The organism is Bacillus sp. USDA818B3_A, assembly GCF_009928415.1.
In the GTDB taxonomy this organism is placed as follows: domain Bacteria; phylum Bacillota; class Bacilli; order Bacillales; family Cytobacillaceae; genus Neobacillus.
In genome coordinates this window covers 288,378-303,024 of the sequence record NZ_JAABNN010000001.1, presented here as the reverse complement: position 1 = coordinate 303,024, position 14,647 = coordinate 288,378, and the positions used below count along the sequence as shown (strand labels likewise).

Annotated in this window: 13 protein-coding genes; 7 read left to right on the top strand and 6 right to left on the bottom strand. The window is 38.2% G+C overall.

Annotated elements, in window-relative coordinates:
- Position 1 precedes the first annotated feature (1 nt).
- Entirely contained in the window at positions 2-1,336 is a 1,335-nt protein-coding gene (locus GXK58_RS01490; protein ID WP_160719200.1) for a multi antimicrobial extrusion protein MatE, read from the top strand.
- Between the two features lie 119 nt (positions 1,337-1,455).
- Here the strand turns inward: GXK58_RS01490 and GXK58_RS01485 are convergent, their stop codons facing one another.
- The gene (locus GXK58_RS01485; protein ID WP_160719198.1) at positions 1,456-1,623 is read right to left on the bottom strand and encodes a hypothetical protein; all 168 of its coding nucleotides are present in this window, start codon (positions 1,621-1,623) and stop codon (positions 1,456-1,458) included.
- 39 nt (positions 1,624-1,662) lie between these two features.
- Entirely contained in the window at positions 1,663-2,175 is a 513-nt protein-coding gene (locus GXK58_RS01480) for a DUF3231 family protein (protein ID WP_160719748.1), read from the bottom strand.
- Positions 2,176-2,447: 272 nt separating this feature from the next.
- Between GXK58_RS01480 and GXK58_RS01475 the strand changes: the two genes are divergently transcribed.
- Positions 2,448-4,406 (top strand): LTA synthase family protein, encoded by a 1,959-nt coding sequence (locus GXK58_RS01475; RefSeq protein ID WP_160719196.1) that lies wholly within the window; start codon positions 2,448-2,450, stop codon positions 4,404-4,406.
- 51 nt (positions 4,407-4,457) lie between these two features.
- Here GXK58_RS01475 and GXK58_RS01470 read toward each other — a convergent pair whose 3' ends face one another.
- The 3 genes from GXK58_RS01470 to GXK58_RS01460 all read right to left on the bottom strand — a co-directional run bounded on the left by GXK58_RS01470 (position 4,458) and on the right by GXK58_RS01460 (position 5,836).
- Positions 4,458-4,889, bottom strand: a complete 432-nt coding sequence (locus GXK58_RS01470; RefSeq protein ID WP_160719194.1) for a spore coat protein — start codon at positions 4,887-4,889, stop codon at positions 4,458-4,460.
- Between the two features lie 23 nt (positions 4,890-4,912).
- On the bottom strand, positions 4,913-5,425 hold the full coding sequence (locus tag GXK58_RS01465) for a spore coat protein (RefSeq protein ID WP_202171258.1): 513 nt from the start codon (positions 5,423-5,425) through the stop codon (positions 4,913-4,915).
- A gap of 198 nt (positions 5,426-5,623) precedes the next feature.
- Entirely contained in the window at positions 5,624-5,836 is a 213-nt protein-coding gene (locus GXK58_RS01460; RefSeq protein ID WP_160719192.1) for a spore coat protein, read from the bottom strand.
- Between the two features lie 170 nt (positions 5,837-6,006).
- On the opposite strand from GXK58_RS01460, the gene GXK58_RS01455 reads away from it, so the two are divergent.
- The 3 genes from GXK58_RS01455 (at position 6,007) to GXK58_RS01445 (ending at position 11,111) form a co-directional block, all read left to right on the top strand.
- Positions 6,007-8,034: a YhgE/Pip domain-containing protein gene (locus GXK58_RS01455; protein ID WP_160719190.1), complete on the top strand. Its 2,028-nt coding sequence runs from the start codon at positions 6,007-6,009 to the stop codon at positions 8,032-8,034.
- 148 nt (positions 8,035-8,182) lie between these two features.
- Entirely contained in the window at positions 8,183-10,060 is a 1,878-nt protein-coding gene (gene htpG / locus GXK58_RS01450) for a molecular chaperone HtpG (RefSeq protein ID WP_160719188.1), read from the top strand.
- 166 nt (positions 10,061-10,226) lie between these two features.
- On the top strand, positions 10,227-11,111 hold the full coding sequence (locus tag GXK58_RS01445; RefSeq protein ID WP_160719186.1) for a YitT family protein: 885 nt from the start codon (positions 10,227-10,229) through the stop codon (positions 11,109-11,111).
- 61 nt (positions 11,112-11,172) lie between these two features.
- Here GXK58_RS01445 and GXK58_RS01440 read toward each other — a convergent pair whose 3' ends face one another.
- Complete coding sequence (locus GXK58_RS01440) at positions 11,173-12,414, bottom strand: MFS transporter (protein ID WP_160719184.1); 1,242 nt, start codon at positions 12,412-12,414, stop codon at positions 11,173-11,175.
- 177 nt (positions 12,415-12,591) lie between these two features.
- On the opposite strand from GXK58_RS01440, the gene GXK58_RS01435 reads away from it, so the two are divergent.
- Together GXK58_RS01435 and aspA are read left to right on the top strand one after the other, a co-directional pair.
- Positions 12,592-13,020, top strand: a complete 429-nt coding sequence (locus GXK58_RS01435; protein ID WP_160719182.1) for a MarR family winged helix-turn-helix transcriptional regulator — start codon at positions 12,592-12,594, stop codon at positions 13,018-13,020.
- 125 nt (positions 13,021-13,145) lie between these two features.
- Entirely contained in the window at positions 13,146-14,564 is a 1,419-nt protein-coding gene (gene aspA, locus GXK58_RS01430; protein ID WP_160719180.1) for an aspartate ammonia-lyase, read from the top strand.
- Positions 14,565-14,647 lie beyond the last annotated feature (83 nt).

The following is a 14,647-nucleotide window of genomic DNA, read 5'->3' as shown; positions in this document are numbered from 1 at the left end:
ATTGGAGGGAACAAAATCGGAAAATTCAGCAAAGGATTATGGCTTTACGAAAATTTTGATCTTCTTTATACCATTAGCCATATCCGCCAGCCTAACATCTGTGTCCCATGTCATTATTAATGGGACATTGAGCAGGGCGGATCATGCGGAAGTCATCATTGCCAATTATGCGGTTTGCTTATCCCTTTTCAGTATTTTGGAAAGACCCGCGATTGTTTTCAGACAAACGACTTCTGCATTAGCGAAGGGGCGTCAATCCTTTTTAAATATTGCTGCCTTCTTTGTGAAAATCTCTTTATTTGTATCCCTTTTATGTGCCTTGATTGGTTTTACAAAGCTTGGGGATTGGGTGTTTATTTATGGGTTTAATGCCGATGCGAAATCACTTTCTTCCTTGAAGATAACCTTTCTTGTCCTTGCAGCGGTTATCCTCTTCTCTGGGCTTCGGGGCCTGTATCAAGGAATAATTATTAACCAATTTGAAACAAAATGGGTGAGCCTAGGCGTGGTCATGAGACTTGTTGGTATGTTTGGTCTAGCCATTTGCCTTCTTCATTTTGACCTTGCCAATACAAGTGTCGCGGGGGCTGTCATTTTTTTAACTGGAATGGCGATTGAATGTTTGGTCAGTGTTTGGCGCGGACAAACCATTGTTAACAGAAACAGCAATGCTGACAAACCATTAGGGCAAAAGGAAATAAGCTCATTCTATTTTCCTTTGGTTTTTTACATGTCTTTTCAGACCGTCTTAATTCCAATTATCTATTCGTTTCTTGGCATGATTGACGATGTACACCTTGGAATTGCTTCATTTGCCTTAGCCTTTAGTATCACAAATCTTGTACTTAGTTTTTTTATGTACACCCATCAAGTTGTCTTGCAGTTTTACAAACATAACAAACCAGCTGTGATTAAGTGCGTCATAGTTTTTAGCATTGTGCCATCTTTATTCCTTGGTGCCCTTTGTTTCACCTCCGCAGGGCCTTGGTTTATGAGTAAAGTGATGGGGGCAGAAACAAGACTCGCTTATGAAAGCCTCGAAGTACTTAAAATCTGCTTAATTAAAACCGCTGTCTTTCCATGGGTAGATTATTTTGGCGGTATTCTCATGCTCCAAAAAAGCACGAAAACACTCTTAAAACCTCAAATTTACAACATGATTGGTGTAGTACTTTTCATCATACCACTGGTTTATCTATATCCTGAATTAAATGGGAAAGCAGGGGCAATTGCAGCGTCTGCTGGTGAATTGATCGGATTGCTTGCCATATTCCTAGTGGTTTCGCACAGACAAAATATTAATTTAAAAGAAAAAAATGTTAACGTTAACAAATAATTTAACGGAGAAAACCGGCTGTCATCGGCTGGTTTTTTTGGCTTATTATTAGGCTTTTTAATTTTTGCAAAACAAATGGGCAATAAAAAATAAACGCCACTAAGGGCGTTTAATTTACATTACATATTTGTATTGTTTGTCTCATTTTCTAATTCTTCTCTAGCGATTTGTTCCATACTATTGCCGCCATAGTCCGGGACATTGCCTGCGTGCTCGCGATGATATTCAGAGCCAGATCCTTCGGGGCTGTTGGTTGTATTTTGATTCTTATTATTTGGGTTAGCCACATTATTCACCTCCTGATAAGGAAAAACATCCCAGAAATACTAGCAGTCGTGATGTTTATTAAGATGAAGTGGAGGTGGGATCAGCCAGCCCTTTTCCTTATTTAACCGTAAAATTTTTGCACCAAGTGCTGCTTTTTGTGTATGGAATTGACCATACATCATTGCCACATCTTCCCTGATGGACATTCCGATTACTGTACTGCAAGCAACTAATCCTGCGGCAGTATCTACTGCAAGCGTAGCAGCAATGGCAGGGTCAGGAATCCTGGCGCCAATAGGAATATCTTCTAAGCAAGCTTCTGGAGGATCTGGCATGGCAGGAGGAAGGCCGACGCCATTTTCCTTTAAGATTTCCTCAATTTGCTTCTTTTGCTGTTCGCCTAGTTCAATTGCTTCGGTAAGTATCTTTTTTAAATCATCATCACCAGCGTGGTTTAGCATCGTTTTATAGCCGGCGATCATATTGTTTCCACCTAATTGAGAAGACCAAATATCAAATACTTCGCCATAATGTAATGGCTCTTCTTTTGGATTACCGCTTAAAATGCCCATTGTTACCCTCCTTAAGGTACCAGAAAAGTTGTTCACAATAGTGCCTCCTTCCATGAAGTGCACAGAGATAGTTTTCCTACACCCTTAAAGTTTCATTCTCTTTTTATTAAGCAAAACGCAATAAAAATGGCCAAAATACCACATTTTCAAAATTTGTTCATTGATTGTTCATATTTACCTGTTATGATAGATGTTAGTGAATTTGGTTTTAATCTTCTATTTAATAGTCCAAACTTTTTTGGCATAATATTGCTCTATGAGGTGATGAAAAAATGAATAACCTATTGAACAAGGGTCAAAGTATTTTCAATAAATATATTGGCTTTTTCTTTTTGTCTGTACTCTTACTATGGTTGAAAACTTATTTTGTCCAATTAACTCAATTTGAATTAGGAATAGAAAATTCTTTACAAAAATTTCTCTTATTCTTTAACCCATTGGGTTCTTCCGTCCTCCTTTTAGGAATTTCCATGTTTTTTAAAGGAAGAAAAAAATATATTTCCCTGATGGTCCTTTATTTTCTATTATCCTTTCTATTATATGCAAACGTCCTTTTTTACCGTTTCTTTAACGACTTTATCACGCTTCCTACGTTAACGCAGACGCAAAATTTCGGGGACGTTAGTGGTAGTGTGTTCTCTTTATTAAGACCGTTTGATTTTCTGTTTTTCATTGATTTTATCTTATTAATTGCCTTACTTGCATTTCGTCTTGTTAAAATTGAAATGAAAGATCTAAAGCGCGGAAAAATTTCTGTATTATACTCTTTAGCTTTAGTAGTTTCTTGTGTGAATTTATCGCTGGCAGAATTAGATCGTCCACAATTATTAACTAGAGGATTCGATCGAAATTATATTGTTAAATATCTAGGGATGTACAATTATACTATTTACGATGCAGTCAAAAGTACACATGCTTCAGCGCAGAGGGTTATGGCTGATAGTGATGATACTACTGAGGTAATTAACTATACAAAGTCCAATTATGCAGAACCTAATCAAGCTTACTTTGGTAAAGGAAAAGGAATGAATGTAATTTATTTACATTTAGAATCGATGCAAAACTTCCTGATTAATTATAAGTTGAATGGGGAAGAGGTTACACCGTTTTTAAATTCATTGGTTAAAGACCAAAATACCATGTATTTTGATAACTTTTTCCATCAAACAGGACAAGGTAAAACATCTGATGCAGAATTTATGCTTGAAAATTCACTGTTTGGTTTGCCTGAAGGGTCCGTCTTTACTACAAAAGGCTTAAACACCTTCCAAGCTGCACCGGCTATTTTAGGTCAGAACGGCTACACTTCAGCCGTATTCCATGGTAATTCAGGAAGCTTCTGGAATCGTAATGAAATTTACAAATCATTTGGCTACGACAAATTTTTTGATGCCAACTCATATCAAATTAATGAAGGCGAAGAAGCTGAATATGGATTAATGGATAAACCATTTTATCAGCAATCCACATCATTACTTGAAACATTGCCGCAGCCATTTTATACAAAGTTTATTACCGTTGCGAATCACTATCCGTATTCGATGAATCAAAAAGATGTGACGATTGCACCTGCCACAACAGGTGATAAGTCTGTTGATGGATATTTCCAGACTGCACGTTATGCGGATGAAGCGTTAAAACAATTTTTTGATTACCTAAAGAAATCGGGTCTATATGACAATTCCATCATCATTATGTATGGTGATCATTACGGAATCTCAGAAAATCATAATAAAGCAATGGAGCAAATTCTTGGGAAGGAAATAACACCTGTAGAGAGTGCCGGGTTACAGAGAGTACCATTATTTGTTCGTGTACCGGGCATGCAGGGCGGAGTGAACCATGAGTACGGCGGTCAAGTAGACCTTCTTCCAACTTTGCTGCACTTGTTAGGAATTGATACAAAAGATTATGTACAGTTTGGTACAGATTTGCTTTCTAAACAGCATGATAGTCTAGTAGCATTCCGAAACGGAGACTATGTAAGCCCAACAATTACTTCGGTTGATGGTAAATATTATGATTCAACGACAGGGTTGAAATTAGAAACGGACAAATTGACTGAGGCCAAGAAATATAAACAATTAGTACAAGAAAAACTTACTTTTTCAGATAAAGTGGTAAATGGTGATTTATTACGTTTCTATACGCCAAAAAACTTTACTCCAGTTGACCGGACAAAATATGATTATAATAATTCTTCAAACAAAGAAGAAACAACAGATCAATAAATAGAGGCTGCCTGATGGCAGCCTCTTTTTTTGCACAGAAATTAATTGATATTAAAAGATATCAATTTTTGCAACAACTGCTACCAAAACTTGAAGTAAAGCCTGGATATTAACAGTAACTTGAGTATCTGTAGTTACTACTTCAACATCTTTACATCCAGAAATAACTGTTTTTTGAGTATTGCGTTGTTTTGATTTGAAGAATTGTTTGAGATCCTGTGCTACTGCATTACCTTTTTCAGTATCCCCGATAGTAATGCTGATAACAATGGCAATTGCCACTTGAATAGCTGCTTGTAATGATACTGCGGCTTGTGTGTCAGTTGTGTGAACGTTGACACATTCAGAATTTTCTACGATAATCCATTCAAAGGATTCCTGTTTTGTTGAAGCGAACTGATCAGCATCCTGTGTTACGTTCGCGTCGTTTTCTTTACACTTATCGTCGCAATGATCTAATGCTCTCCATTTATTTTCACTCATGCTTTTCACCTCTTATTTTTTTATTAAGCAACGTCTAACTTAACAACTAATGATACAAGAACTTGTAAAAGGGCTTGGATATTGACAGAAAGGTCAGTATCAGTAGTTGTAATACATACATCTTTAGAGTTTTTGATGATCACTTTTTGTTTGTTGGTTTGGACTGAATCGAAATGCTGCATGAGATCTTGTAAAATGCTTTCACCTTTTGGAGAATCAAAAAGTGTAATTCTTACAACAATCGCAATTGCAAGCTGAAGCCCAACTTGTAGAGACACGGCAGCCTGAGTATCAGTAGTTTGTACCTTAATGTTACAAGAATCTTTAATGAAGATTAGTTCATCGGATTCTTGTTCAGTAGAAACGAATTGATCTGCGTCCTGCATTACTTCTGCCTCACGATTTTTTTTCTCGTGATCATCGTGCTTTGAGCTGGATTTGTACTCCTTTTTCTCGTACTCGCGCTTTTCCTTATGCTCGCTGCTGCTTCTGCTGCTGCTGCTGCTGCTGTGTTTATCTCTGCTGGATGATGCCATTTAAAACACTCCTTTTTGTTAGTTTCGATTTAATATATGAGGTTGTCTTCCTTTATGATTGGACGAGTCCCTAATTTTTGCCCATTTAATGAAAGTCAAACGAGATAGGATGTCCAAATTTAAAACCATCTGGCCAATTGGAATGGAAGTAACAGTTAGTAACAAAAAAATACGCCTAATCGGCGTATAGTCTATCGATTATTCGACCTTATTCTCCTTAGTGGAGTTTTTAACGAATGAATCCACTTGCTGGGATAAATCCTTCACTAATTCTTTTAACATTTGTTTTTGTTCATCTGATAAGTTTTTTTTCGCATTGTCTAAACTAATTCCGTTTTTTTTGAAAACATCACTTACCAGTAAATCAATTACCGCTTTTGGGATAATTGGATTGTCCGATGAATTACTCACAGAAATGCCCCTTTCAGCAATATTTTTATTAGCATCATATGCAACTCCGCGACTGTTGTCCTGTGTGAAAAGCCTAAATAGGATGATAAAAATACTCATTTGTTTTCTGCATTAGTTCGGTACTTAGTGAAAAGCTAATGGATGAAACTTTTTGCAAAGGGTGGAGAGACATGGGGGCCATTTGGAGAATTTTTATAACGGATTGGAAAAATATTCTTAAGGTGCCTCTCGTCATCTTATTAATTGGTGCACTCACCGTACTGCCTTCTGCCTATGCATGGATTAATATAAAATCCATGTGGGACCCGTACGGGAAAACTTCTGGTATTAAAGTGGCAGTTGCCAATGAAGATGAAGGGGGAGAAGTTCAGGGTAAAAAGATGAATGTGGGAAAAGAAATTGTTGAAAATCTAAAAGAGAACAAAAAACTAGGCTGGGTATTTGTAAACCGCAGTAAGGCTCAGGACGGAGTTAAACAAGGCAATTATTATGCATATCTTATTATCCCAAAGGATTTTTCAAAGAAGTTGGCAAGCATACTGGAAATAACCCCTAAAAAGCCGGAAATTCTTTTTGGGGTAAATGAAAAGATTAATGCGGTGGCCCCAAAAATAGCTGCCTCTGGAGCATCGAGTGTGACCAATCAGATCAGTCAGGCCTTTGTTAAAACAGTAGGAGATGCGATTTTTTCAGGTTTCTATAAAGCTGGAATTGAGCTTGAGAAAGCCTTGCCCTCTATTCATAATATGGAAAATCAAATCTTTGAACTAGAGAAAGCATTGCCGCAAATTGAGGCAATGGGGAAGAAAGCAATTGAACTTGAAGCCAAACTGCCAGAAATTAGAGAAAAGGGACAAAAAATTATTGAGCTTGAACAGCGAATCCCTGATTTAAACCAGGCGGGCCAGAGTATCTTAAAAGTTGAGGCGAATTTGCCAATCGTTGAAAAAGCCGGTGATAAGATATTAGCACTTCAAACGAGACTGGGCGAGATTGACCGGATTAATGAGATTGTAATACAAGCAGGAAGTCATTTAACTGAAATTGAGACTAATATTAATCAGGCCATTGAAGATTCAAAACTGACAGATGCACAGCAGGGGACGAGTGATAATCAGGCGGAATTATCACATCTTCGAGACGAACTTGCAAGTATTCATGATTCGATTAAACATTCTCGAACAGAATTGGAGCAGAGGGTCTCTGAAGGGGAACGAATGATTAACAGCTCTGTCTTATTTTTTAAAAATGATCTCCCTGTTATTGAGAAGAAAATTCATCAAGCTGCTGATTTCGTTCGCAACGATTTGCCAACTGTAGAAAATGATATAAAGAAAGCCGCCAATCTGGTACGAACGAAGCTTCCTGATTTGGAAAAGGCAGTGCATAAAGCTGCCGACCTTGCAAGAAATGATTTGCCTGGATTTGAAGAGCAGATCAGAACGACAGCCGATAAGCTTCGAAGACTTAAAGGAAGTGTCGATGTTAATGAATTAATTCAGTTCTTAAAGCATGACCCCCAAGCAGAGAGTAATTTCTTAGCTTCTCCTGTACTATTAAAAACGGAAAGGATCTTTCCAATCCCAAATTACGGTTCAGCGATGACGCCTTTTTACACCATGCTGGCTCTTTGGGTAGGAGCCACATTCTTAATAGCGTCACTTCGCGTGGACATAGAGGACAGCCATCCGTACAAAAGTTATCAAATTTACTTTGGAAGAATGCTTACTTTTCTTATTATTGGGTTAGTTCAGGCGTTGATTGTCTCGTTAGGTGATTTATTTATTATTCATACGTATGCCGTTGACAAACTCTACTTTGTCTTGCTAAGTATCCTTATAGGCATAGTATTTGTCATTATCACCTTTACCTTATGTTCTGTTTTTGGAACCCTCGGCAAGGGGCTGGCGATTATTCTATTGGTACTGCAAATATCAAGCTCTGGAGCGACCTTTCCGGTTAGTACGACCTCGACTTTTTTTCAAATGATTAATCCATTTATGCCTTTTACTTATGCAGTAAGTCTTCTCCGTGAGCCAGTAGGTGGAATGGTAGCGGATGTTGTGATAAGGGACATATCATTCTTGCTGGGCTTTGTTGCTTTTAGTTTTCTTCTTGGATTATTTTTAAAGAAACCCCTTAGTAAAAGAATTCAAAAGACATCAGAACTTGCAAGAGCATCAAAAATCATTCAATGATAGGTTCGCAAAGTCAAACTAGCATCCGGTGGGATGCTTTTTGTCTTGACAAAAAATCTGCTAATATGTTATTAAAATAATTGTTAGCACTCAAGTGATTAGAGTGCTAAAATAAAGGTATATTTTTTTTGAAAAAGGAGAGGTCTTGATGGAAACAAAACAGTTTAAGGCAGAATCGAAACGATTATTGGACATGATGATTCACTCTATCTACACCCATAAAGAGATTTTCTTACGAGAGTTACTGTCAAATGCCAGTGATGCAATAGATAAAATATACTATAAAGCATTAACTGATGATACGTTGACCTTTGATAAAGATAGTTATTACATAAAAGTTAGCGTGGATAAGGGAAATAGATTGTTAAAACTTACTGATACCGGGATCGGCATGACGAAGGAAGAGCTTGAAAATAACCTTGGAACGATTGCAAAAAGCGGTTCATTAGCATTTAAAAAGGAAAATGAACTGAAAGACGGCCACGATATTATTGGCCAATTCGGGGTTGGCTTTTATTCTGCATTCATGGTTGCCGATGAAGTAACAGTAATTAGTAAAGCCCTTGGCAGTGAAGAGGCCTACAAGTGGGAATCTAAAGGGGCAGAAGGCTATATCATCACTCCTTGTGAAAAGGACTCTATTGGTACAGAAATCACCTTGAAAATTAAAGAAAACAACGAAGATGAAAACTATGATGAGTATTTAGAAGAATATCGTCTTAAAACGATTATCAAGAAATACTCAGATTTTATCCGCTACCCTATTAAAATGGACGTAACCGAAAGGAAACTAAAAGAGGGCAGCGAAAGTGAATATGAAGAGGTGGTCGAAGAACAGACCATCAATAGCATGGTTCCTATTTGGAGGAAGAATAAAAAGGATCTCACAACAGAAGACTATGAAAATTTCTACTCCGAAAAACGCTATGGCTTTGATAAGCCTCTTAAACATATTCATATCAGCGTGGACGGTGCTGTTAGATATCAGGCTATTCTTTATATCCCGGAAAACATTCCATTTGATTATTACAGCCAGGAATTTGAAAAAGGGTTAGAGCTATATTCCAATGGTGTCCTAATCATGAACAAATGTGCTGACTTACTTCCAGATTATTTTAGTTTTGTAAAAGGGATGGTAGACTCTGAGGATCTCTCATTGAATATTTCCAGAGAGATGCTGCAGCATGACCGTCAATTAAAGCTGATTGCCAAAAACATAAATAAGAAAATCAAAAGCGAATTATTGTCCATTTTAATAAATGAACGAGAAAAGTATGAACAGTTCTTTAAGTCATTTGGCAGACAACTAAAATATGGTGTTTACAGTGACTATGGTACACATAAAGACGAATTACAAGACTTATTAATGTTCTATTCATCTAAGGAGAAAAAGCTTGTCACCCTTGATGAATATGTATCCAGAATGCCAGAGGACCAAAAGTATATTTATTATGCAACCGGAGAATCGAATGAACGTATCGATAAACTGCCTCAAACAGAATTAGTTGCTGATAAAGGGTATGAAATTTTATATTTCACCGATGAAATTGATGAGTTTGCCATTAGAATGTTAATGTCTTATAAAGAAAAAGAGTTCAAATCGGTTTCAAGCGGTGATTTAGGATTTCCTGCAGATGAGGAACAAGGGACTGCCGAAGAGGAAAAGGAAAACGAAGAACTATTCGATTTTATGAAAAATATCTTGAAAGATAAAGTTAAGGATGTAAAAGTATCGAAAAGATTGAAAACCCATCCTGTTTGTTTATCGACTGATGGAGCGGTATCGATTGAGATGGAAAAAATCCTTAATGCCATGCCTAACAGCCAAAATGTAAAAGCGGACAAGATTCTAGAAATCAATGTTCAGCACGATGTGTTTGCTTCGTTAAAAGAAGCTTTTGAAAAAGATCAGGAAAAATTAACGTTATTTACAAACTTGTTATATAATCAAGCTTTGCTAATTGAAGGGCTACCAATTGAGGACCCAGTAGAATTTACAAATAATATTTGTAAGGTTATGGTATAAAAGACGGGGATTGCAGCATATTGCAATCCCTTTTTTTCTTATGAAAATTGAACTCTAGTTCAATTTTCATAAGAAATATGATATAATAATATAAAGAGCATTATAATATGTATTCCTAATAGATTGAATGAACACATGGAAAATACGATTAAGAAGGAGTGGTTTAATGACAGAATTGATGAAAGAAAATCTTCGGCACAGAAAACTTCCTCTCAGCAGGGTGATTGCCCGCATCATTTGGATCACCATTGGTGCCATTCTGATGGCAACTGGACTGGAAATATTTTTAGTTCCTAACCATGTCATCGATGGAGGAGTTACAGGTATTTCCATCATGCTTGCCCATATTAGCGGATGGAAATTAGGACTTTTCTTGTTTGTATTGAACCTGCCTTTTGTTTACATGGGATATAAGCAGATGGGGAAGACCTTTGCTTTTTCGACTGTTTATGGAATTATCGTTTTATCTATTTTTACTTCCTTTTTTCACCCCATTCCCCCTTTTACAGAAGATATCCTCCTTGCAACCCTTTTTGGCGGAATGATTTTAGGAATCGGAGTCGGTCTTGTAATCCGTAATGGCGGTGCATTAGATGGAACAGAAATCCTTGCACTTGTCATTAATAAAAAGGTTCCTTTTTCAGTTGGACAAATCATAATGTTCATTAATCTCTTTATCTTAGGCGCAGCAGGGTTTGTCTTCACCTGGGATCGTGCGATGTATTCCTTATTGGCTTATGTGATTGCTTCAAAAGCCATTGATACGGTTGTACAGGGACTTGAAGAAACTAAATCTGTGTGGATCATAAGTGATAATGCAGAAGAAATCGGAGATGCCGTGAATGACCGTCTAGGACGCGGAGTAACCTACTTAAATGGTGAGGGTGCTTATACTGGGGATAATAAGAAAGTCATTTTTAGTATCATCTCCCGCTTGGAAGAATCAAAATTAACCACCATTGTAGAGGAGATTGATCCTACAGCCTTCCTAGCAATTGCTGACATAGCCGAAGTTAGAGGCGGCCGTTTTAAGAAAAGGGATATACACTGAATACTAACCAAATATATAAAGAAAAGGATCTGCAACTATGGCAGATCCCCAAATCGAATTTTTAATGACCTGATTCAACACTATCAACATGATTAATATGCTTACTGTTTATTAAAATAAACAGAACCGAGACAATAACAAAAACTCCACCAACGATAAATGGAACAGAGGGGTTATAAATCTCAGAAAGCTTTCCAGCTGTATAGGGTGCGATTGCCCCGCCAATAAAGCGGAGGAAACTATAGGCAGCAGACGCGGTTGAGCGCTGAACAGGTGCGGCATTCATGACCGCGGTTGTAATAAGTGTATTATTATTGCCCAATAATGCACCGGCAGCGATCACACAAATAATAATCACCGTCTGTGTTGTTGTCCAGGTTCCCATGATAAAAAGAAGAATCCCAAACATGACTAACATGGCACACATGGATTTTATGGTTCCAAATCTTTGCTGCAGTTTTGGCGCCATAAAGACGGAGGTGATCGCAAGGAGAATTCCCCAGCCAAGGAATACAAACCCGAGTCCATGTTCATCCAGTCCCATGACAAATGGGGCATAGGCGAGTAAAGTAAAAAAGCCAAAATTATAAAGAGCAGCAGTAATTCCTAAAACAAGGAGTGAACGATGTTTTAGGGCACGAAAGGGATCGGATAAAGAAGTTTTCACCTGTCCCGATGGAGCGTGTTTCTCATTTGGCATTAATAAAATTAATCCTATAAAAGCTACAACCATTAATACAGCAACGCCTAAAAATGGACCTCTCCATGACATAGCCCCTAACCAGCCGCCGAGAAGCGGACCTACAGATATCCCGAGGCCAATCGCAGCTTCATATAAAATGATTGCTTTGGCTGTTCCGCTCGTGGAAAGTGAGACAATTGCGGCTAACGCAGTAGCAACAAATAAAGCATTACCCAATCCCCAGCCGCCGCGAAGACTAACAAGCGGCCAGATACCGTTTGAAATTCCTCCTAGTGCGGAAAAAACAGCAATAATGACAATTCCTGAAAGCAGGGTCCACTTAATTCCCAGCCTTGATGAAATCATACCTGTAATAAGCATTGCGATAGCCATTACCGCATTGTAACTCGTGAACAGTAAGGTAACTTGACTATGGGAGGCATGCAGCTGTTCTGCAATGGCCGGTAAGATGGGGTCAACCAGGCCAAGACCCATAAAAGCAATGATGGAGGCGAAAAAAACGGCCCATACGGCTTTTGGTTGTGATAAAACAGATGTCTGCAGCTCTGTTTTTGAAGCGTTAGTTGAAGTGGTCGCAACAGTTGGCGGTGTTGATGACATTCACATCTCTCCTTATTTGTTTATAAATAGTTGTATAATGAAACTATATAATTGTATTATACAACTATTTTCCACTACGTCAATGATGTTTTCTGGAGATTCTTTTTAAGGTTTAAAAATTTGTAATTGATTATGATATGATTATGTTGAGTAATTTTTATACTGTGAGGTCTTAAAATGAATGAAAATGCCCTAGAAATGATTGAACTTGAATTAGCCATCCTGCTGCGGAGAACGACGTCTGTAACGACCAACAAAAAGATTGGAAGTCTTGACCGCTCAGCCTATTTACTGCTTCGCCGCATCGCAAATAAAGGGGCTGTCGGTGTAAAGATTTTAGCTGGTGAATTCCAATTGGATATTTCCACTGTAAGCAGACAGGCAGCAGCATTGGAGCAGAAGGGCTATTTATATAAAATTCCTGATCCGGCAGACGGAAGGGCATACAGCTTTGAAATAACAGAGTTAGGTAAAAAAGAACTAAAAGATCATATGAGGGCCCGCATGGAACGGATTACCGAGCTGTTACAAGATTGGCCTCAAGAGGAGCGGCAGGTTTTTGGTGAGCTGCTTAGGAAATTTAATCATTGCTTTATAGAAAAATAAAACAATCTAAAAGAGGAAACGAGTGAGTAGAAAGTAAGAACTCATCAGTTTCCTCTTCATTTGAAAATTAAGTTATTATTTTGTGTATTTATTGATGTCCTAATTGTAAAGGAGAGTAAAAAGACATGGTCACAAACAGAACCGAACAAGATTTCTTAGGAAAAAAGGAAATCCCCAAGGATGCCTATTATGGCATTCAAACACTCAGGGCGGTGGAGAACTTTCCTATTACTGGCTACTCCATTCATGAAGAGTTAATTAAAGCATTAGCAATGATAAAAAAAGCAGCTGCACTAGCTAATATGAATACGAAGATGCTTTATTCCGGACTTGGTGATGTTATTTGTAAAGCCGCCGATGAAGTCATTGCCGGGAAATGGAATGACCAATTTATAGTCGACCCGATTCAAGGCGGGGCAGGAACATCAATGAATATGAATGCTAATGAGGTGATTGCCAATCGTGCACTTGAATTGCTGGGCCATGAAAAGGGAGCCTATTTTCACTTAAGCCCTAATACACATGTGAATATGTCACAATCAACAAACGATGTCTTCCCAACCGCCATTCACATTGCAGCGCTTAAATTACTTGAGAAATTACTTGTATCGATGAATGAAATGCTTGCAGTTTTCAAGGAGAAGGCTAAGCAGTTTGAAAATGTCATAAAAATGGGGCGAACCCATTTACAGGATGCCGTACCGATTCGGCTTGGGCAAGAGTTTGAAGCCTATTCTCGTGTAGTTGAGAGGGATATAAAACGAATTTCACATTCGAAAAATCATTTATATGAAGTGAATATGGGGGCCACAGCGGTTGGTACAGGGTTAAATGCTGATCCTAAATATATCACAGATGTGGTGAAGCAGCTTGCTGCCATAAGCGGCCTGCCATTAGTAAATGCCGAACATCTCGTTGATGCGACCCAAAACACGGATGCTTATACGGAAGTTTCAGCCGCATTAAAAGTATGCATGATGAACATGTCAAAAATTGCAAATGATCTTCGCTTAATGGCTTCTGGGCCGAGAGCTGGTCTGGGTGAGATCAGTCTGCCCCCGCGTCAGCCGGGTTCCTCGATTATGCCGGGAAAAGTAAACCCCGTTATGCCTGAATTAATTAATCAGATTGCTTTTCAAGTGATAGGAAACGATCACACGATTTGTCTGGCGTCTGAAGCTGGCCAATTGGAGCTGAATGTGATGGAGCCTGTTTTGGTGTTTAACCTGCTTCAGTCGATCAGCATTATGAACAATGGTTTCCGTTCTTTTACAGACTATTGTTTAAAGGGAATTGAAGCGAATGAGGCTCGTCTAAAAGAGTATGTCGAAAAGAGTGTTGGTTTAATCACGGCAGTTAATCCGCACCTAGGTTATGAGGTTGCCGCAAGGATTGCAAGAGAAGCTATCGTCAGCGGAAAGTCGGTTCGTGAATTATGTTTAAAGTATGATGTCCTTACCGAAGAAGAATTGGACCTTATTCTCAATCCATTTGAAATGACAAAGCCGGGTATTGCCGGTGCTTCCCTTTTAGAAAGGGATTAATACTAATACAATGAGCCTTAATCCCCTGAACCGAGAGGATGAGGCTTTTTGTGTTTTACCGAATGTGTAACACAGCAAATGAT